The sequence below is a fragment of the Enterococcus sp. OL5 genome (assembly GCF_006491895.1).
GTDB classification, from domain to species: Bacteria; Bacillota; Bacilli; order Lactobacillales; family Enterococcaceae; genus Enterococcus_D; species Enterococcus_D innesii.
Genome location: NZ_VHIL01000001.1, coordinates 415443 through 437649 on the forward strand (window position 1 = coordinate 415443; position 22207 = coordinate 437649).

Here is a 22207-nt window from a genome sequence, read left to right on the forward strand (position 1 = left end):
CCTTTTTCAGCTATTAGCTAACGCTACGTTCATCTGTTTCACCAAAATATTGATACATTGGTTTTTGTTTACTATTTAACAACTGATCCACCGTCACAAATTCATAGCCTTGCGCTTTCAGCGTTTGGATAATACCTGGTACAGCTTGAACGGATTTCGGATGAATATCATGAAGCAAAATAATCGATCCATCGTAGACATTGTTTTGTACGACCTTTAGAATCTTATTCGGATCTTTTAGCTTCCAATCCTCGGTATCGACACTCCATTGAATGATCGCTTTTCCTGCTGCTTGGGCGCTTTGTTGGTCGATCGCCCCATACGGTGGACGCAAATTCTTAGGTAAGACCCCTGTTGCCTGATAGATCGCTTTGTCGGTCTTCGTTATTTCCGCTTTGACATCCTCCGGCGACAACGTATTTAATTGCGGGTGTGAATACGAGTGACTGGCAATTTCATGCCCTTCTTCATGGATTTTTTTCGATACTTCAGGATACCGATCCACCATTTGTCCTAATTCAAAAAACGTTGCCTTCACATTATTGTCTTTCAAGATTTTTAAGAGATCCAATGTCGAGGTATCGTTTGGTCCATCATCGAAAGTCAATGCAACATATTTTTTGTTTTCGTCCAATGTCGATTGTTGCTCTTTCAATTGGTCCGCATTAACAAGTTCCGGATCAATAAATGGTGCAATCTCTTTGTACGCCAACGTGATTTCAGATACGCCAGTTTGATTTGACGGCAACTGGATCGTTACTTTTTCAGGATCATACGTAAATTTCGACTCATAGGTGATTCGATCCATCGCCAAGACCGCATCAATGACTTTATCTGGTTCCTTGGCTTGGTCTAAAATCTTTTGCTGAATGACTTGCTGGATCCCTAGCAAGCTTCCCTCGTCTGGAACCAAGTCTTTCAAGGATAATTCATTGCCGGTTTTCTCGGAAATAAAAATTGGATCGGCAACCACGCTATCCGCATCTTCAAAGCGACCGGTTTCCCGATTCCAAACATAGCTGTCCGCTTTTAAAGAATAGGTTGACACTTTCGATGCGACTGCTTGTGCTTCAATCCTAGCAATGGTGACTGTCTCTTTGTCGGTGTGTTTTTTGCATAATTTGTTCGCCATGTTCGACAATTTCTTGCTTGCATCCTTGACAGGGATCGCATTCTCCTCTTTTGGTCGGAAAATCAATTCTTTTTTGTCCCCATCAGACAATGTTTCAAGTTTTGCTGGAATTCCCTCTTTGGCCTGCTCTTCTTGAATCGATGCCAATAACTTTTCAGCAGCAGCCTCATATTTTTCCCTTGCCAAGGCTTCTTGCTGCTTCAACGTAAAGGCGATATAACCGCCAGTGGCGATAATGACAACTGTCAGCAGCGTCATCAAAGAAAAGAGATACTTGCGATGGGTTGGCTTCTTTTTAGAAACTTGACGATTGGTGGTTTGCGTGCGTCTTGCCGTTCCCGTTGTTTGCTTTTGATGTGATTCGACCCTTGAAAAAGGTGCTTGTTTTTCAGACGTCGCTTCTTTATGTTGTGAATTATTTGAATAATTGCTTGATTTCTTCATAAACATTCTCCCTAAACATAATAACGTAAACAAAATGTAACATAAGCGTAATAATATTTCAACAGTGTTACAGAGATTCTTATAAACTTCTCTTTTTGTTCACCATTTTTGAGAATTGTTCTTAGAAATCTTTTATTCTGATACTAATAAATCCAAGCCTGTCAGTCATGATATCGTATTCACTCCTTTTTATTTTCGTTTAAAAATAATGAGAGATATCTTTTTGTACTTTGATGTTTTTTCTGTTTATAATTCAGCGTGTGGCAATTACTTTAAAGGATGTGTTCAAAATGAAACACAAGTCAGCAACGTATTTATTTATTCTTACATTAGTCATCGGTTTAACCTATCAAATGCTTCCCTATACACCCCTAAGCGATTCCGTTTTATCCATTGTTGGTACTGTATGGAATGTGATTTTGGCATTTGGTGCAGGGTACTTCCTCTTACGAAGGACCTTTTTGGAACAATTCAAGCATTTTCGTTTCTTTGTTTTATTATGGGGTGTGCCTTTCGTCATTTTGACTGGCGTGTTCTTTTCCTTTATTTATGCCGCTATTTTTGGACAACCGACAACTAATTCGATCAGCGAGACTATCACCGTCCAAATGGTCTTTCTACAAGTTCCCTTCATGCTCATGGGGGAAGAATTGCTTAGCACCAATCTCTTGTTGGCTTTACAGAAAAAAGGACTCTCTTTCTTCTGGTCTTCCGTCATTTGCAGTGTGCTATTCGCTTTGTGGCACATCCCAGCGTACGGTTTTCATCCAGCACAATTATTGATCACCTTGATGCCTGCCAGATTGGCACTCAACTACGTTTGGAAAAAATCCAATAGCGTATGGGTCAGCTGGATCTGCCATTTTCTTTATGATTCCCTTGGGTTCATTTCATTTTTAGGTAAATAAGCAACAAAAAGGACAGCTGAATCGCAGCTGTCCTTTTTTTAGTCAGTAACGCCTTTCCCCGATGATTTAATCAATTGTTACTTTCTCTTTTTAAAATAAAGCCAGCTTGCCGTGGCGATAAAGCACAAACCAACTACAAATGGGAACAACGTCCCCTGCTCATCGGTTTGCGGCAATCTTTGTGCAGAAGCGCTTTTTTTTGAAACAACTGTTTGAGCAGGAGCTTTTTCTTTATTATCAGAACTATCAACTGTTGCAGCTTGTTCTTTTGTATAAACGTACGTCACAGTTGCCCCCTGTTTGCCGAATGTTCCTTTAACATTTTGTGGCAAACGACTTCGATCTAAGACGTAGTCGTTGATTGATATTTGGTATTTTTCTGAGCTAGCATCGTAAGGTTCGCCTACATTTCCTGAAAGGATTTGGGAAGCATGAATTTCGTCACCTTCTGTGTCTACATACTCCACCGTTACATCCGCTGCTGGTACCGAACTTTTTGTGTAGATGTAGGTGACTGTTTGCGCTGTTTCGCTAAATACTCCTTTAAGGTTTTCTGGTAATTGGCTTTCATCTAGTGTATAGCCATCGATCGATAATTGATATTGTTCTGTGCTAGCATCGTATGGGTCGCCTACGTTTCCACTAATCGTTTGTGAAGGATGAATTTCTTTGCCTTCTGTATCCACGTACTCGACTGTGACATCAGCTGCGGGTATCGGATTCTTTGCGTAGATGTAGGTGACTGTTTGTGCTGTTTCGCTAAATACACCTTTAAGGTTTTCTGGTAATTGGGTTTTATCTAGTGAGTAACCATCGATTGTTAATTGATATTGTTCTGTGCTTGCATCGAAAGAGTCGCCTACGTTCCCGCTGATCGTTTGTGAAGGATGAACTTCGTTGCCTTCTGTATCCAAGTACTCCACTGTTACATCAGCTGCTAGTATCGGATTTTTTGTGTAGATGTATGTGATTGTTTGTGCTGTTTCGCTAAATACCCCTTTTAAATTTTCTGGTAATTGGCTTTCATCTAGTGTATAGCCATCGATCGATAGTTTATATTGATCTGTGCTGGCATCGTATAAATCACCTATGTTTCCACTAATGGTTTGGGAGTCATGAATTTCATTGCCCTCTGTATCAACGTATTTTACTATTATATCCGCTGCTGGTACGGGATTTTTTGTATACACATAAGTGACTGTTTGTACAGTTTCACTAAATACTCCTGTGGTATTTTCTGGCAGTTGGCTTTCATCCAGTGTATAGCCGTCGATCGTTAATTGATAGTTCTCTGTACTGGCATCGTATGAATCACCTATGTTTCCATTGATCTTTTGCGAAGGGTGAATTTCATTGCCCTCTGTATCCACATACTCCACTGTTACATCCGCTGCGGGTATCGGATTTTTTGTGTAGATATATGTGACTGTTTGTGCAGTTTCGTTAAATACACCTTTACTATTTTCTGGCAGTTGGCTTTCATCTAAGGTGTAGCCATCAATCACTAATTGATAGTTCTTTGCGTTGGCATCATAAGACTCGCCCACGTTTCCACTGATTGTTTGAGAAGGATGAATATCTTTGCCTTCTGTATCCACGTACTCGACTGTGACATCCGCTGCGGGTACGGGATTTTTTGTATACACATAGGTGACCGTCTGTGCTGTTTCGCCAAAGACACCTTTCCTGTTTTCTGGTAACTTGGTTTCATCTAACGTGTAGCCATCAAATGTTAGCTTATAATCTTCAGTGCTGGCATCATATGGTTCACCAATCGTACCGGTCAAGGTCTGCATCTCATGGATTTCTTGACCTTGACTACCTAGGTATCGCACATTTACCTCTCCAATCTGCTCCGGATCGACAATGACATTGACCACATGTGTGGTATTCACGCTATAGGAGGCTTGTCGAGCCATAAAAATTGCTACATAGGAACCTGGCTTGCTTGGGTCAATATTGGTGTAGTAAGGATAGATTTGCGAGTCAGAAATGCTTTTTTCTATATTGCCGCTAAAATTTAGTTTAAACGCCTCAATCCCTAATGCTTTGGTAGAGAAATCAAATGTGCTGTTTACAGGAATATGAATCGTATCAGGACTATCTCCAAAAGCATACTCACCCGCAATGAAACGCTCGTAAAGTTCAAGTGTTTTCGTTTCCCCTGGCTGCAAGGTGATGGAATTTCCAACCGATGTGAATGCATAGTTTAGTCTTTGATTCGTGGTACCAACTTGCTTAATAAAATAGCCACCTGAAGGAACTTGAATTGTAACCTTTCCTGAACTGTCCGTGACTAACAATGTCACTTCACCAGACGTCGAGGAGGTCAATGTGAAATAAGCTCCTTGGATCGGTTGGTTTGAATTACCATCTAATACTTGAACCGTCAGTTGCCCATTGACAGCTCTTGCAGCTGAAGCATTAACAGATGAGGCGACCTTATCTACAGTACTTGCAGCAGAATCTTCTTTATTTTCTGATCCAGTAATGGCTTCTTCACTGTCACTACTTTCTTGTGTTTGCTCGTTCTTAACATCCACACTCGATGAGGTCGTTGTTGTCAGCGTAGCATTTTCTACTTGAGAGGTAGATTGTCCAGCATCCGCAGAAGCATTCACTTCTTCCTGATCCCCCTGCTGAGACTCTGAAAACATTTGTCTTTCCGCCACTACCTGAAATGCTGGCGTTACCACCGCAGCACTTAATAAGATTACTAAAGATAGAATAGATTTAAACTTCTTTTTCACAAACTTTCACCTTAACCTTCTTTTTCAAAATTAAAACCTTTTTATCCAAACTTTTTTTTACGTCTAAAAATCATTATAATTTATTAATTTTTAATTTACAAATATTTTTTTGTTTCCCGTATCATCCACCCCTATCAAAAGTTTTTTATGCGGACACATGAAATACCATTGAGCGTATGTATACCTGATTCACTTGTCATCGCATTGCACCACCTCTTCAGAATTTTATAATTCAAGCACCCTTCCCCTCAAGCAAATCCAGTGCAAATCAGCGCAAAACTTCTTTGCATCCTTGTTTTATCAATGATTCCTTTTTCAAAAAAGGAAACTATTTTTTACTTAAGCGTAGCTTCTTTTTTTAATGATTCGAGTAAGACTATCTTCTACTCTGAATATGTGCAATCTTTGAACATTTGTCACTTCATATATGACATTTGTTACTTATTACAGGTGAAGGATTCAGTGAAAAAAATCGAGCAATTTCAGGAAATTTTTTAGGAATATCTAAATGAAGCTCATTTTAATTTAATCTTATAAGAACAAAGAAAATGACTTGTGCATTTTTTCGTTAAATCGAGCTTTACAATTGTTTCTTTGAACCTCTATATGATAGGATATGTCAGAAGGAGCATTGAAATGACTATAGCTGAAAAAATAAAAGAGAGTCGCTTGAAATTAGGACTCACTCAACAAGAAGTTTCCGAAAAATTATTTGTTACCAGACAAACGATCTCCAATTGGGAAAACAATCGGAGTACCCCAGACATCGATACATTGATCAAATTAAGTGATCTCTATCAAATCGATTTAGAGTCACTGCTAAAACCAGAACAAGTAGCAGAAGAACCAGAAATAAAGAGTGATGAAAAGAAACCAACCTTTCGCCTTCCTCTATACTTGCTCAATTTGACTGCAGTCGTCGCTTGCGTTTTCACCGACTTCTTAACACCTACAGGAACAATGACCCTATGGACAGCTGCTGCACATTTTTTGTTACTAGTTAACTTTGTCCTTTTATTCGGTTTTTTCCTCACAAAAAAAAGACCCCTCCCTGCAAAAACAATTGTCTTTGCATTAGGAAAAGGTCTGCTGATCTTAGCCATTATATTAGGTTTTACTCTTTGGTCGAATAAAGGAGCTTCCGCTGATGCGTTACATCTGATCGGACATAATTATGGTCATTTTGTCTATTTGATGTTTAAAGCAATTGGGGTGATTTATTTGTTTGATTGGCGGAAGTTTGAGATTTAAGGACTCCAATTTCAAATTTAAAATCAAGAATGCAGTTGAGAACAATAATTGATTTGATTGCTATCAACTGCATTAGATTTAAAAAGTCTCTACAGTATTTAGTGTTGGTAGAAAATCTTTGGATTTTCTACCAACACTTCTTTGTAAAAAAAGATAGAAAAAGAGATAGTATAACTATCTGTTGTTAATGACATTGAAGGGGCTTCATTAACACGAGAACTGATTTTTGAGTTCAATGAAAACTATTACTTCGATCAAATCGTTATTGGGATGGAATCAACGTCCATGTACAGCTTTCATCCTTCGATGTTTTTCCATGAAGATGCAGAGCTAAGAAAAGCAATACACTTGCTCGAGAAATGCGCGACGAATCGACAAGTCTCTTTAGTGCCACTCTCATTACTCTTATGACAGAAGACTTCACACTAGATGAATCGGCTGCGCTTCCTTTGGAAGCCTTCTGTGACTTATTACAAGAAAAAGAAAAAGGAAAAGGAAAAGATCGCTTTAAAGATCCAGAAAAAATTGCCAAAGCGATTCAACGTGCAATTACCATGAGTTATCGTTTAGATAGTCTTGCACAAGAATCCATCAATGTCGTTCTAAGTGTTCTTGTACGTGAAATTCGTGCACTTGAAAAGAGCATCAAAGACTTGGATAAAGCAATCGAGCAATTAGTTGTCGTTATTCCAGAATATCAATGTTTGACCAGTGTTCCAGGTATTGGAAAGGTGTACGCTGCTGGATTAATCGCTGAAATCGGTCAAATTGAACGATTTAAAGACCAAACAAAATTGGCAAAATACGCAGGCATATGTTGGAAAGTCAAACAATCTGGTAACTATCAGTCACAAAATACACCTCTGACAAAACAAGGGAATCGGTATTTTAGATACTACTTAGTTGAAGCTGCCAACTCTGTAAAAAACTATCTTCCTGAATATAAAGCTTTTTATCAAAGCAAATGTAAAGAGGTCCCAAAACATAAACACAAACGAGCACTCGTCTTAACCGCAAGAAAATTTACGCGTCTGGTGGATACGCTACTACGTAACCATCAACTATACACGCCACCAAGGAGCGTGATAGATAAATAACATTCTGTTATTGACGCAAACCTTTGAAATACCCAGAAAAAAATTGATTTTGGCCGGGGCTAGTTAAGTGTGCTTCAAAACAGGTTACACAATAAAAATATTCTTAATCTTCAACTTGACTTATTACCATTAGACTTTATGGCAAAGATGTGAATATTTTTTGCAAGCAACTTATAATTTTCATTAAAACTCAGATGGTCTTGAATTTGATACTCCGAAATGATAAGCGATAGCATCTAGAATTCTTTCACTTGCTTTTCCATCACCATATGGATTTGATGCTTTTGACATTTTAGAATAAAGATTTTCATCTTCAATTAATATTTTTGCTGTTTCAAAAACCTCTTTTTCGTCAGTTCCAACAAGTTTCAGCGTTCCGGCTTCAATGCCCTCCGGCCTCTCAGTAGTATCTCTTAAGACCAGTACAGGTTTTCCAAGAGAAGGCGCTTCTTCTTGAACTCCCCCTGAATCAGACATAATCATGTAACTATTATTAGCAAGGTTCTGAAAATCTACAACATCTAAAGGTTCAATAAGATGTACTCTATCTGTCTCTAAAAAACATTTTTTAGCAATTTCTCTTACTTTGGGATTTTTGTGCATAGGAAAAACTACATGAACATTATCAAACATCTCAACAATTTTATTAAGTGCTTTAAAAACATTAATCATTGGTTGTCCTAAATTTTCTCTACGATGCATAGTTACCAAAACAATTTTATTTTCTCCAATTTCATCTAACAAATCATTTCTAAAATCATCAGAAATTGTATATTTCATAGCATCAATTGCTGTATTTCCAGTTACAAAAATATTTTCTGTATCTCTTTTTTCTGCAATTAAATTTTCTTTACTAGTTTCTGTAGGAGCAAAATATATATCAGAAACTACATCTGTAAGTTGTCTATTTATTTCTTCTGGAAACGGAGAGTACTTGTTCCAAGTTCTAAGTCCCGCCTCAACATGACCGATTTTTATTTGATGATAAAAGCTTGCTATAGAAGCTGAAAAAGTAGTTGTTGTATCCCCATGAACGAGCACTACATCTGGTTTATCATTTTCGAAAACTCTATCTAATTCTTTAATTACACGACTTGTAATCCCAGATAAAGATTGTCCATCTTTCATTATATTTAAGTCATAATCCGCTTTTATTTCAAATATATTCAATACTTGATCCAACATTTGGCGATGTTGGGCAGTAACAGTAACAATTGATTCAAAACGATTGTCTTTCTCTATAGCTTTTACTAGAGGAGCCATTTTGATAGCTTCTGGTCTAGTTCCAAATATAGTCATAACTCTAATCTTTTGCATAATTCACTCTTTATATTCTTAAAGTTTATAAGAAAAATCGAATAGATAATGAGGATCTAAAACAATTTTCCCCTTAAGAATGTCCTTTCTTTCTTTAATCTCAGAATGAGGTACCATCACTACTATAATTTCATGTTCTTCAAAGAATTGATCAAAATCTAATATTTGACTATCTACAACCTTTTTATGGATCATAGGATCATAAACACTAAATGGTTGGGCAAAGTGTTCTTCCATCTTCTCAAACATTTGAAGGGTTGGACTTTCTCTATAGTCATCAACATCTTGCTTATATGATAGTCCGTATATGCCTACTTTGTTTCTATCAGTTATTTTTTTTTCTTTCATAATATCCGTTATTCTTTTTAAAACCATTTCAGGCATTGATTCATTAATTTCTAATGCAGCAGAAATTAATGTAGTCAATCTTGGGTAATCTCCAACTAAAAACCAGGGATCCACAGGAATACAATGTCCACCCACGCCAGGTCCAGGATTTAGTATATTGACTCTAGGATGCATATTAGAAATCCTAATTATCTCGTGGACATCCAAATCATCATAGCGAGCAATTTTTGTTAATTCATTTGCAAATGCAATATTCACTGCTCTATAAGTATTTTCAACTACTTTACTCATTTCAGCTGTACGAATATCTGTACAAACAATTTCACCTTTACAAAATGTTTCATATATTGATTTTACTTTTTCGGCTATTTCTGGTAGATCGGCGCCAATTGTTCTTGAATTATTCTCTAATTCATAAATCATTTGGCCTGGTAATATTCTCTCTGGAGCATGAACTAAGAAAATATCCTCATTTATAGTCAAGGTAGATTCTTCGATTATTGGTCTAACAAATTTGTCGATTGTTCCTGGAGAAACAGTTGACTCTATAACAATTATAGCACCTTTTTTACAAACCTCTAATACTTTTTTTGTAGCAACGATAACATATGAAGCATCAATTTTCTTGTTTATCTTATCATAAGGAGTCGGTACTGTTATTATATATATATCTGAAGAATTGTATTCATTAGTAAAGGTAATATTTTTATTTATTGCTTGATTGAATAAACTTTTTAGCCCCTTTTCTTCAAAAGTCAACTCATTCCTATTAAGCTTTGAGACTAGATCGTTATTATAATCTGTCCCCACTACTTTATTTCCCTTGGATGCCAAAATAAGAGCTGTTGGTAAACCTATATATCCTAAACCTATAACATTAATCATTTAAATACCCCTCCGATTTTTTACTAATTTTATAAAAGTTGTATAGCGAAACTAAGTAAACCGATGAAAATAATACGCTAATTAATAATAGGAAATAGTTGATACCCAAATTAAAAGTTCTAACAATAAAAAAAGAACTTACAGAAAAAGCTAAAAACATTGATTGCATTTTCATTTCATATTTTTGTTTTCCCGCAACTATCAGGCTTGGTGTCAAAGCAGATGTTACCAGTCTTATTCCATACATCGGAGCTAAGATTCTAATGTATTCTCCAGAGATACCCCATTCAGAACCAAAAACAATTGAAAAAAGTTGCGGGCCAAATATCACTAAAATAATAACCATTAGACTGGCCATAATTGAGAGAAACATAAATGATTTTAAAAAAGAGTTTTTAAAATTATTAAATCTATTTAATTCCTCCACTGCGTTTTTATAAAAAACTTTAGACATATTAACACTAATTAATGTCAGTGGTAATCCTAACATTCGATAAGTCAAAGAGTAATAGCCAAAAATATGAATACCAAATAACGCACTTATAAAAAAATTTAAGCTAGAATATGACAAAGAATTTAAAAATTGAGCTGGCATGTTAAAAAAAAGCTGATTTCTATATTTAAACAAACTTCCCCTTATCTCTAACGGATTTAGTTGCATTAACCCCAAACGTCTTAACCTTAAAGACTTACTCTGCTTACCCATTCCAAAAAAATTAGAAATATATTTAGAGTAGATCAGGGCATTTGTCGAAAAATTTAATAAACCGAAAATCAACATTAATAAATTTTGCGAAGCTGATTTTATAACAAAGGATTGCGAGATAATTTTATATTCACTTTCTCTGTTGTTATAAGAAGTTAAAATATTATTTACACTTGTAATGAGTAACATTATTGGTAACAACCAAGCAACGAATCCAATAGATGAATATATAGTAGGATTCAAATATAGGAATATACAATAAAGTAAAGATATAATTATGCTAAAAAATACAGAAAACAAAAATGAACCTTGGATGAGTGGTTTAACTTCCTTTTCTTCCGCTCTAACAATTGCCAAATCATATTTCCCACAGATAACTGGTTCGAATATTGCCGAAAAACTGATTAAAAGAGTGTAGATTCCTAATTCAGTGGAGGAAAATAGCCTTGTAGAAACAGGTGACATCAACATTGTTATTGTCTGAGAAATCATAGAACCAAGAGCTAAGCTTCTAAATGATTTAAAAAATGTATTGTTATTTATAGAATAAAACTTTTCTTTAATTTTCATATATTACCTCGCCTTTAACCTTATTCTTGTTAAACAAGATGAGTAAGGATAAAAATTGAAAGAGTTGTATATTAGAAGCTAAGTCTCCGCTTGTCATAGAATACAAGATCTGAAGGATAAACGCATATATAACCCAAGAATTTTTTTTTTGAATCGATATTATTTATGACCAAAGTAAATCCTAAAAATATTAGCAGCATAAATATTAACAAACCTAAAATCCCTAATTCAAATAAAATTTCAACAAATAAATTATGGGGATAGGTTCTTACAGAAAAACCTGTAAGAGCAATTCCTACTGTACCAAGACCACTACCAAAAAAGAGTCTATTATTCTGATAGTAATAATTTAATACACTTCTCCACATATCTAATCTATCGAGCGTGGTATTCGACTCCAAACTAAATCTACGTAGAAGAGAATCCATATTTACATATCTTAAAACGACAAAAAACAATATTGTAATGAGAGATATAAATGTAATTATACCTATTAAATTTTTTGATTTTCTCACTTGTGTAATTTTATAAAGCAAAGTCAAAGGAAGGATGAAAAACAATATTATTTTAGATCCTGTTAAAAATGCTGCTGTTATAAATAGTACACTCATACCATAAACTTCCAAACTCTTATTTCTGAACTTGTCGCTGTGGATAATTAATAAACCTATCCCTAAGAAACGAGTAATCCATATTTGGTTTGCATCTCCAACGCTCTGCCTCTCAAACCATTGATTGTTCAGACTTTGAAGACCACTATTTAAAATAAAATTGACAATAAGATAGATTGATATTATCATAGAAAAGTTAATCATAATTCTCTCAATTGTAGCCAAAGAATTCTTAAAATCAGACTTACAAAATAAGAACGCCATACTTGGTAATACACCCAGTACTATAAACTGAGTAAACTTCCAACTACCATAACTTTTATCGGTTCCTGATGAAAAAATTAAGGAGAGTAACATATATAATACAAAAGCAAACAGTAATAATACAAATATTTTCGTATATAAATCAATAGTAATCTTATCTTTAGAATATATTGATAAAAATATCGCTAGAGAAACTAGTGTTATACTTGCCAATAACTTCCCTGAAGATAAGTTAATAATTGATAAAATGGTACTTGATACTGTAGATAAAAATACCAACGATACTTTATCATTTTTTAAAAACAAATTAACTATAACAAAGCAAAAATACACTGTTATAACAATATTGAATAACGTTATCATTATTTTGACCTCTCGAAAAAATCTTCTAACGGTTTATAGTTATAATTATAAAAAGAATCTTGATAATTATTATTAATGATCTTAGTTCTATCATTATCTTTTATATAATGTATATTATCCATTATTTTCTGTATCACGTTGTCATAAAGCTCGTTTTTTAGTTCGTAAAAATTTAAATCAAAAACATACGGACTTGGGATTAACAATTCTGTTTGATTTTTTAAAGATTCTGTCGTTAAAACCGATAAACCTGAAGCTGCATAATCAGCAATTTTAAATGGAGAGGAAGTCTGATTTATCACATCATTGTCCCTGAATATAATTCCAATATCGCATTTAGATAAAGATGCAACTAGCTTATCTTGTTCTACATATGAATATTCACAAATATCAGAAATATTATTTTCTTTTAATTTTTGAGCTACTAAATTGAAATTTCTTTCAAAAGTAAAAATTTTTAACCTTACTTCTAATTCACTATTTTTTCGTGAAAATTTTTGAAAAAAGCTCAAAATTTCATCGAAATACTGCCACTCAGATATCCCTCCGGAATAAGCAAATGTAATTTCATTATTATTTACTTTTTTATAATCATAAGAAGCTACTTTATCAAATAATACGTTAGGGAAGATTATGCTATTTTTAAAAAATTTTAAGAATTTCTTTTCATAAAAATCCTTTTGATTCTCATTTAAGAATAAATAAAAATCAGCTTTTTTAAAAGAAATTTTTTCAATATAATTAAGAATGATGTTCTTATAATTTTTCCCTCTTTTATATTCATGTTCTTCAGGTAGTAATCCCCTAATCCTAAAAATAATTTTATATCTAAAAAAGAATCTTAGTAACGAAATTTTTAATAAATCAATTATATTAAATACCAAAACATAATCCGATTTATATATTGCTTTAAAAAATGTTAAATTTTCTACTCCATTTATTTCAGAACATATATTTTGCTGAGAGCAATAATTCTCATTCTTTAAAATTTGTTTTGTAACCAAAATTTGATGAATTAATTGAGGGGTGACTTTGGACGAATAAATAAATATCATAACTTTATCAATTCTTCCAAAATAATTTGTTTCTCATTTTCTATATACCATTTTATTTTTTCTTTATAACTGCCAATGTTACTCTCTGTTAATTTTGTCAATTGCAGAATATTATCAGCAGTAAAAGTCCATTCCATTCCAACATCACCCAAAATTCCTGGATTCTTTTTCCCCCATGATTCAAAGAAATAACCAACCACTGGTGTATTAACGTTCATTGATAATATCGCAGCGTGTAATCGCATTGTTACACAGTAGTTCATCTTTTTATATATTTCTCGAAGAATCAATGTATCGTATTCTTCAATTAAAAATATACTAGAAATATATTTTTCCGTACTACTTTTAAAATATTCGTATATTTCCAAAGATAAAGAATAATCCTTTCTTGTTTGAACTATGATATTTACGTTAAATCCTTCTTTAAGCTTATTATTAATCAATTCAATAAATGTTTTTTTGATTTGATTTCTTTCCTCATCTGAAAAATCCTGTAGATCTCCCAAAGTTGTAGCTCTAAGAATGAAACCAATATTATTGCTAGATTTTTCTAACTCGCTATATTTTAATTTATAATTTATTTCAGCTTTTTCATTATTTGAAATAAAAAAGGCCATGTCTGTACTTTTCAATACTTCCTTCTTTGGTAATATTTCCCTTACGTATTGATAAGATAAAGATTCTCTTATGAAAATTTTATTAAATAAATTTAGATCTCTTTTTAAAATAAATTCGCCTAATTTATTTGATTTAACACTAGATTGTGGAAGAGAGACAAATTTTTTACTTCCTAAGTACTTTTGTGGATAAAAAAGTGCCTTTAGTCTGATATAATCCGCAATTGAGGTACACCTAAATAAATTCCCTCCATTTAAAAATACAACATCTGAATCTTCCATAATACCTTTGACTTTTTTTTTATTTTTTGGGTTAATATAGAAAAATAATGATCTTAAATAATCAATTGATTTATCAAGTTTATTCTTGTTCCTATCCAAAGAAAAGAAACCAGGATGAATTGTGATATCATCGTAATACGCATTAATATATTTCACGTTTTCAAAATAATCTTCTTCCTTGACAGTAAATCTAGATATGAAATTTATATCATAATGTAACTCCTTAAGAAGAGATATAGCACCTAAGGAAATTGCCATATCACCCGCATTTCGTCTTCCCCACAAATATAATACTGTGGCTTTTTTCAAATCTTCCACCCACTTTCTTCTAATTTTTTCTTAAAATTAAGGGATACTTCTTCTGCACTGTACAATAATGCTTCCGCAAGATTATTTTTTTTAATATCTTCAATCTTTTTATAATCGTTACTTAATGTTAAAATAACTTCTTTCATTTGATTTCTATTGCCTTTTTCAAATAAATATCCATTATAATTATGCTTAATTATTTCACTATTCGAAGCTGCATCCGAAGCTATAACAGCTAAACCAGAACAATACGCTTCTAAAATAACAGCTGGAAAACCTTCATTTTCACGTTTAGTAGGGAAAATAAAAACATCATACTTCTCTAAAACATTAACAACATTATCGTTATTTATCGCACCTTTGTAATGTATATTGTTTGATAGGTGATTTAAAAAATCTCTATTTTGAGATTTTGGTATTGGTCCAAAAATATCAAAAACATATGGAAGATTTTTGAATACTTCTATAGCATCTATAATTCCTTTTTCTTCTTTTACAGTGGATAAAAACACAAATTTTGGTACTTTGTTCATGTTCTTAGGAAATTTAGTAGTAGGTAATTTTTTGCTAGCAATAAAATTCGGCATATAATAGCAATCAAGATTTTTAAATATACCCAAATTATTAAGATCATTCTTCAACATTTTTGTTTCAACTGTAACAATATCTGCATTTTGAAGTGCATTCTTATATAGCAGATTTGAATTTTGAATTTCTTCTTTAAGGTTACCCCCAATTAAAATTAACGCATATTTTAAATTCTTATTAACAAATTTTTTTAGAGATATTATGGGAAACAAAATTTTTCGTCCATTAGAACTAGTTGCAAGAACAAGTTGTTTTTCTCTAGTAAAGACTAATTTAAAAATAACGGTTAGTCGATTAAATATACTTTGGTTATACGAGTTGACTAATTTTAAATTTTTTATATTCATTCCTTGAATTAAGTTCTTATTTTTTATTGCTGGTCCACCCATATCATTAATAGGTCCTATAAATAATGTCATATATTTCCTCACCTAAATAAAATTTTAATTTCATTTTTTTTGTTTTTCCATTTAATTTCTATAACATCTTTACATTCGATCATTCCAAAATTCTCACTGTAACTAGTAATTGGATTTGAGCTATTTCTATTTACTTCCTTCATTTCCCCGCAAGACTCTACACTAAATAACAACTTTCCATTTTTCATTATAAACGCATTTCCATCCTTCATTGTTAAGTTCAATTCAGGATGAATATGTAAGTAACTTACAATTTGTAACTGCTCATAATTATTAGCATTAATTTTAATAGTTTCTTTAATACTAATAAAAGTTTTGTTCAAGTTAACCTTACGTTGAATAATATTTCCATTTTTATCCTTAATTTTGCTAAAACAACTATTTTCATCTAAATATTTATCCAATACTTTTACCTTTTTCCCTACTCGAAAAATCCCCCAAATATCTGATTGTTCAAGGCCGTTTATAGAGACTGTATTGTGAGCTTTAGTACTTCTGAAATAAGCCCTCTTATCGGTCTGGTAGAAATATGTTCCAGAATTGACAAATACTGGATTTCCGTCACAGTACAATTCAAAACTTTGTGAATCACAGTGCCCATGTCCAGGATTGTAACTATATCCAATATCACTAGCATCATAAATTAAGGTATATCTCTTCTCTTCATTATTTTCAATTCTGAAATAAGGAAAATCATTTTGTCCAATAATGGTCTCTTCAAAATTCAACTTGGTTTCCAAATACCTATTTATCGAGAAAAATGATTTTGCTATATTGTCTCCTGAATCATTAAAAAGTGGGGTTCTCTTTACGCCTTCTTCCATATATATTAACATTGAATACATCTTTTTTATGTAAATCTCTAATTCTTCTTTTTCTCTAATAAAGCCCAAAGATTCAAATACCTTATTCACTCTCAATATCCCTTCTAAAATGATTTTATGATACATAGGACTTAATTCCAGATGAAATCCATATTCATCAATTTGCGAATTCAATTCTTTTATATAAATTCTTTTAAATTTACTTAAGTTTTCGGTATCGTTAAACATAGCAGACAAAATAACGATTGTTTTCAAATTTTCTAAATAATGATTTCCTTTTAAATGTTTCTCCGTATTACTTAATAAAAATAAATACTTCTCTTTTATTCTTTTAATTAACTTATTATTGAAGTTTAAATCTCGAACTAACTCCTTTTGAAAGTATTCTACTGATATTAAAATATTTATGAGTTGCAACGAAATAACATAAGGATGCCAAGAAAGCTTTTCATTAACTTCAGATGTATTATCTAACCAATCATTAAGAACGGATTTGAATATAACATAATAATTACTATCATTTGTTTTTTCAAACTCAACTCCAAAAACTATCAGATACTCCAAATAATGGATATTAAATTTAATCAAGTCTGTATAATTGCTAATATCACTTTTAAATATATTCAGCAAATTAATATCTTGGTTCAGTAATGTTACATTATAAACTGAGTCTTTATTAGAGTGAGAAAAACGATCGAGATAAGACTTGTCTTCATCTAATATATCTATTTTTATATTTATTTCACGTAGAATATCTAATTTTTTTTCTACAGGAAAATTAACTTTATTTTTTGTTAGCAAATAAAACATCTGATTCACTTTTAAATCTTTAACAGTATAAAAGTATCTTTTTAATTTATTTATCATATAGTTTTTCTTTCCTCCAAAACATAATCTACACATTTATTTAGCTCATTTGAAAGAGCATCAAATGAAAAGTCCTGTGAGGTGGTCAGACTATTTTTACACATCTTTTGATAAATTTCACTGTGTTTGTCAGGTAGGTTTTCAAATAAATGGGCTAAATCCAGATCACTTTGATTGGCCGCCACAAAACCACAATTATTTATCGTAATTAAATTATGGGAAAAATCTATGGTACTTATTACAGGCTTCCCTGAAGCAAAGTACTCAAATAATTTATTAGAACTGTTCCCTCTAGACCAATTATAATTAGTTTCAGAATAATGTAAAAGATTATACGTAGCTTTGGATAAGATTGATGGAATAAATTTTTTTTCAATTCTCCCTTTGAATATAATATTATTACAATTATTAGCTTGTAGTTTTAAGGTTTCTAACTCATTTCCATCCCCAAAATTATTAACTTTACATTTTCAATATTGATGTTCTTTGCTATTCTTACCAATTTGGAAACATCGTTAACATTTCTAACGGCTCCAGTATAAACAATTTTAATTAGATTTTCATCATCTAAGTGTTTGTCAAAATAGTTATTATTTTTAATATTAAAATTAAATTCTTCTAAATTTACACCATTGTTTATATAAAAGCATTTTTTTAACTCGATTTCTTCAAGCCAATTTTGATCCGTTAAATAAGAAGTATCATTCGGTTTCAAAAAAATAATAGCATCACTTTGCATATAAACCCATTTTTCGTATTTAAGCAAAATTTTCCCTAATAAACCATTTTTATTAATTGTTCCATTTAAGAAAAAAACCTCTGGCCAGAAATCTCTAACTTCAGTGATAAGAGGAATATGTAACTTTTCCTTCAAAAAAATTCCTGCCAAAGGCGACAATAAATGTGGTGTTGAAGCTATTACAACACTTGGTTTTCCTAAAACCGTATACATATTCTTTACATTTTTACAAAAATTAATATAAAAGAAAACCATATTCAAGATGCGCTTTAGACCATTCCCGTTACCGTTAGGTGTTTTTAAATATATTGTCGAGATAAAATTATCATTTCTTTCAATAAAATATTTTTTACCAAATGTATCAACTTGTTTATCAGAATAATGTAAATATGATGAAGTAAAAATAGTAACTTCATATCCTTTACCAACTAATTCTTTTGCAAAATCATGAGCTCTTGTTAATCCACTCCTATTAGAGTCTGTCGCATACGGATGAATGATCCATAAATTTCTTTTATTTTTCAATTTATATTACTCCATTATTCTTTTTCGGATTTATATATACTTTTACAAAAATTCACTTCATTTTTTTTGATATATTTATTTTGATTCGTGTTGAGTGAAGATAAGCTTAATTCTTTTGTATAGATTAGTGTGCCAAATACCTTACTAAAAAAAGTACTCCATTTAAGTAAGTTTCCAAGTATTTTGGGATTGACATTGAAAAGAAATGTTTTCTTCTTATTTTGCAATCTTATCGTTTTGAACATCTCTGAGACATTTACATAATTTGAATTTTGAGGATGATGTATACCTCCTATTTGTGAATCTATTAAAACTTTTAAATATAAACTAAGATTATCGATATAAATCATACTTCTATAAGAACTCGTAATTATAAAAAATGGAGTTTTTTTCGCCAATTTAGATAATTTATCATAGTTTCCTCTGCAATTCTTACCATAAACCATAGGTGGACGTACTATGGAAACTAAAAATTTTTCAGACTCTAAATCTAAAATATCATTTTCAGCCATTAGTTTGGATTTCCCATAATGATTTGTCGGTAATTTATCGGTATCAATGTCAATTGTGCCTTTATTAAGACCATAAACAGACATAGTACTCATAAAAATGAAATGTTTTATTCCTGCTTCTTTAGCTTTTTTTGCAACTTGAATTGCAAGCTGATGATTAACTTTATAATACAGTGCTTCATCTTTTTCTTTTATATGAACTATCGCAGATAAATATAGCACAACATCGTATTTAGAAAAATTAACTTCCTTCCATGCGGAAGTTTTCACACTTATTGATTCCACTTCATATTCATCATTAAATTTTAGTATCCAGTTTCTAAAAGAAATTCCAATATAACTATTTTCACCAATAATTAGTATTTTTTTCACTAATTTATCTCCTTATCTTTCGCACTGATTTTCCCTTCTATAACTCCTTCTTTTTTTAATACAGATCTTAGTGTTCCAAAAAAACATTTCATATCCATCATGGGACCTATATTTTCTAAATAATATCCGTCTAACATTGCTTTTTCTTTAACTTTTAGTTCATCTCGTCCGTTAATTTGTGCCCAGCCTGTCAGCCCCGGACGAATATCATTTGCTTTATATGTGTCTCTTTCTTCAATCAAATCATATTGATTCCATAAAGCAGGTCTAGGACCAATGATTGCCATGTCACCTTTCAGAATATTAAAGAGTTGCGGCAACTCATCTAAGCTGCTTTTTCGTAAAAACTTACCTACTTTCGTGATAAAAAAATCAGGGTTTTCCAATAGATGTGTTGGCATTTCTTTCGGTGTGTCAACTTTCATAGTTCGAAATTTGTAAATACAAAAATGTGTTTTATTCTTGCCCACTCGCTTTTGCTGAAAAATAATTGGTCCTTTTGAATCTAGCTTGATCGCTACACATAATATCAAAAACACAGGCGATAGAATGATGATTCCCACTAAAGACATAAAAAAATCTATTCCCCGTTTTAACCCTTCCTTATACATCTAAATTCACTCCTATTTATTGGAAGCATTCGCAAAATGAACAACTGCTTTTGCTAATTGATTGTCATCGTCTGGTAAATTTTCAACTACATCCATGACTTCATTTATCGGATAACCTTTGATGTTTCCTACAAAAATCTTCTCAAATACCGCTTCATCGTTGCGTTCCTTATCCAGAAGCAACTCTTCATATAATTTTTCGCCTGGTCGAATACCGGTTTCAACAATCTCAATCTCATCTTCACTATACCCACTCAAACGAATCATATTTTTGGCAAGATCGACAATCTTCACAGGTTCGCCCATATCTAATATGAAAATTTCCCCACCTTTTGCCAAGGCACCTGATTGAATAACCAAACGACTTGCTTCTGGAATCGTCATAAAATATCTTGTCATGCGAAAATCTGTCACAGTAATTGGACCACCTTTGGCGATCTGTTCCCTGAAAACCGGAATTACACTCCCACGAGATCCCAATACATTCCCAAAACGGACAGCGGAAAACTTAGTACATCCTTCTTCATTTAATCCTGTAACGATCATCTCAGCGATGCGTTTCGTGGCTCCCATCACGTTAGGCGGATTATTCGCTTTATCAGTAGATACCATCACAAAGTTCTTCACTTGCACTGATTTGGCTGCTTCTGCCACATTTTTTGATCCGTAAATATTATTTTTCACTGCTTCTCTTGGATTATATTCCATCAGCGGCACATGTTTGTGTGCAGCAGCATGATACACTATATCCGGACGATAAGCATGCATAGTATCAAAAATTCTGTTACGGTCTTGAACATCAGCGATAATTGGTATAATCTCTGTGATACTATCTTTGTAAGCATTTCTTAATTCACGCTCGATCAAATAAATCGAATTTTCACCATGCCCTAAAAGTAATAGTTTACAAGGATTAAATTGAATCACTTGACGGCAAATCTCTGACCCAATCGATCCACCTGCACCTGTAACAAGAATCGTTTTGCCAGTGATCTGATCTTTAATGGAATCAATATCTAACTGTACTTCATCTCTACCTAATAAATCCACGACATCAATTTTTTTCAGGCGTGACATACTGATTTTGCCCGAAGCCATTTCTTCCATGGATGGCATTGTATTGACTTTAACGTGTAACGGCTCAATTGCTTCAAAAATTTCGCGTAGTTTTTTGCGAGAGATAGAAGGAATGGCGATCGTAATCATTTTTATCTCGTATTTTTCGATCAATTCCGGCAATTGATTAATATTACCGAAAACTTTCTTGCCAGATAGATAGGTGTTCTTTTTATTCGGATCATCATCAACAAAACCTATTACATTTATTTCACTGGCTGTTTTTGATCCTAATAAACTGTTGTAAAGAATACGTCCACCTTCACCTGCACCAACTATCAAAGTATTCTTGGTATGATAGCTGGTAATATAGCGACTATTCTTTTTTTCTACATACAGTCGCCATATCAATCGGCTAGATATGATAAAGGAAAGCGATAGAAAATACGTAAAGGTAATCATCCGTAAACTATAATTTTCATTAACAAAGAAGAAACATGCGATACTCACGAGTGAGCCAAATGATAATGCAAGAAAAATTGCAATCATCTCACTCAGGTTTGTGTAACGATTGATTCTTGAGAAAACACGGAAAACAAACCCAAATATTAAATAAAATACAATAGATAATACTGTAGAGAGACGCACAAAATCCATTGGTATCAAAACAAATGGTTTCATGAAGTAATACGATGCCATGTTTGCTATAACCAGTAGCAAACTATCTACTAAAATCAATGTAATAATTTTTCTTCGTCTTGTTAAATCAAACAATCCAAAAGCCT

At 32.5% G+C, this 22207-nt stretch carries 17 protein-coding genes and 1 pseudogene; 3 read left to right on the forward strand and 15 right to left on the reverse strand.

Going from position 1 to position 22207, the window contains the following annotated elements:
- Positions 1–13: 13 nt before the first annotated feature.
- Positions 14–1576 carry a polysaccharide deacetylase family protein gene (locus tag FJU10_RS01910; RefSeq protein WP_189372201.1) on the reverse strand — a complete coding sequence of 521 codons (1563 nt, stop codon included), beginning with the start codon at positions 1574–1576 and terminating at the stop codon, positions 14–16.
- Between the two features lie 233 nt (positions 1577–1809).
- Between FJU10_RS01910 and FJU10_RS01915 the strand changes: the two genes are divergently transcribed.
- Positions 1810–2484 carry a CPBP family intramembrane glutamic endopeptidase gene (locus FJU10_RS01915; protein ID WP_140965086.1) on the forward strand — a complete coding sequence of 225 codons (675 nt, stop codon included), beginning with the start codon at positions 1810–1812 and terminating at the stop codon, positions 2482–2484.
- A 77-nt stretch (positions 2485–2561) separates the two neighbouring features.
- Here FJU10_RS01915 and FJU10_RS01920 read toward each other — a convergent pair whose 3' ends face one another.
- Positions 2562–5234, reverse strand: a complete 2673-nt coding sequence (locus FJU10_RS01920) for a MucBP domain-containing protein (RefSeq protein WP_140965012.1) — start codon at positions 5232–5234, stop codon at positions 2562–2564.
- Positions 5235–5870: 636 nt separating this feature from the next.
- Here FJU10_RS01920 and FJU10_RS01925 point away from each other — a divergent pair.
- Both FJU10_RS01925 and FJU10_RS01930 read left to right on the forward strand, forming a co-directional pair.
- Positions 5871–6485: a helix-turn-helix domain-containing protein gene (locus FJU10_RS01925; RefSeq protein WP_140965013.1), complete on the forward strand. Its 615-nt coding sequence runs from the start codon at positions 5871–5873 to the stop codon at positions 6483–6485.
- A 177-nt stretch (positions 6486–6662) separates the two neighbouring features.
- Positions 6663–7582 (forward strand): annotated as a pseudogene (locus tag FJU10_RS01930) (IS110 family transposase); the annotation flags it as partial.
- A gap of 183 nt (positions 7583–7765) precedes the next feature.
- Here FJU10_RS01930 and wecB read toward each other — a convergent pair.
- The 13 genes from wecB to FJU10_RS01995 form a co-directional block, all read right to left on the reverse strand.
- Complete coding sequence (gene wecB, locus FJU10_RS01935) at positions 7766–8899, reverse strand: non-hydrolyzing UDP-N-acetylglucosamine 2-epimerase (RefSeq protein WP_140965014.1); 1134 nt, start codon at positions 8897–8899, stop codon at positions 7766–7768.
- A gap of 18 nt (positions 8900–8917) precedes the next feature.
- A complete protein-coding gene (locus FJU10_RS01940) occupies positions 8918–10132 on the reverse strand; it encodes a nucleotide sugar dehydrogenase (protein ID WP_140965015.1) in 1215 nt (404 codons plus the stop codon).
- On the reverse strand, positions 10125–11408 hold the full coding sequence (locus FJU10_RS01945; protein ID WP_140965016.1) for a lipopolysaccharide biosynthesis protein: 1284 nt from the start codon (positions 11406–11408) through the stop codon (positions 10125–10127). Before FJU10_RS01945 ends, FJU10_RS01940 begins: the two co-directional genes overlap by 8 nt.
- 71 nt (positions 11409–11479) lie before the next feature.
- The gene (locus tag FJU10_RS01950; RefSeq protein ID WP_140965017.1) at positions 11480–12646 is read right to left on the reverse strand and encodes an O-antigen ligase family protein; all 1167 of its coding nucleotides are present in this window, start codon (positions 12644–12646) and stop codon (positions 11480–11482) included.
- Positions 12646–13701 carry a glycosyltransferase family 4 protein gene (locus FJU10_RS01955; RefSeq protein WP_140965018.1) on the reverse strand — a complete coding sequence of 352 codons (1056 nt, stop codon included), beginning with the start codon at positions 13699–13701 and terminating at the stop codon, positions 12646–12648. The genes FJU10_RS01950 and FJU10_RS01955 overlap by 1 nt, the downstream gene beginning before the upstream one ends.
- Positions 13698–14918 carry a polysaccharide pyruvyl transferase family protein gene (locus FJU10_RS01960; protein WP_140965019.1) on the reverse strand — a complete coding sequence of 407 codons (1221 nt, stop codon included), beginning with the start codon at positions 14916–14918 and terminating at the stop codon, positions 13698–13700. Before FJU10_RS01960 ends, FJU10_RS01955 begins: the two co-directional genes overlap by 4 nt.
- On the reverse strand, positions 14906–15916 hold the full coding sequence (locus tag FJU10_RS01965) for a glycosyltransferase (protein ID WP_140965020.1): 1011 nt from the start codon (positions 15914–15916) through the stop codon (positions 14906–14908). The genes FJU10_RS01960 and FJU10_RS01965 overlap by 13 nt, the downstream gene beginning before the upstream one ends.
- An 8-nt stretch (positions 15917–15924) precedes the next feature.
- Complete coding sequence (locus FJU10_RS01970; RefSeq protein ID WP_189372206.1) at positions 15925–17607, reverse strand: heparinase II/III-family protein; 1683 nt, start codon at positions 17605–17607, stop codon at positions 15925–15927.
- The gene (locus tag FJU10_RS19800; protein WP_411268832.1) at positions 17604–18002 is read right to left on the reverse strand and encodes a hypothetical protein; all 399 of its coding nucleotides are present in this window, start codon (positions 18000–18002) and stop codon (positions 17604–17606) included. The genes FJU10_RS01970 and FJU10_RS19800 overlap by 4 nt, the downstream gene beginning before the upstream one ends.
- Positions 18003–18037: 35 nt before the next feature.
- Positions 18038–18871, reverse strand: coding sequence for a glycosyltransferase (locus tag FJU10_RS01980; protein ID WP_140965022.1), 834 nt, complete (start codon positions 18869–18871; stop codon positions 18038–18040).
- A gap of 14 nt (positions 18872–18885) precedes the next feature.
- Positions 18886–19755, reverse strand: coding sequence for an NAD-dependent epimerase/dehydratase family protein (locus FJU10_RS01985; protein ID WP_140965023.1), 870 nt, complete (start codon positions 19753–19755; stop codon positions 18886–18888).
- Positions 19755–20366: a sugar transferase gene (locus tag FJU10_RS01990; RefSeq protein WP_140965024.1), complete on the reverse strand. Its 612-nt coding sequence runs from the start codon at positions 20364–20366 to the stop codon at positions 19755–19757. Before FJU10_RS01990 ends, FJU10_RS01985 begins: the two co-directional genes overlap by 1 nt.
- A gap of 12 nt (positions 20367–20378) precedes the next feature.
- Complete coding sequence (locus tag FJU10_RS01995) at positions 20379–22196, reverse strand: polysaccharide biosynthesis protein (protein WP_140965025.1); 1818 nt, start codon at positions 22194–22196, stop codon at positions 20379–20381.
- Between the last annotated feature and the right edge of the window lie 11 nt (positions 22197–22207).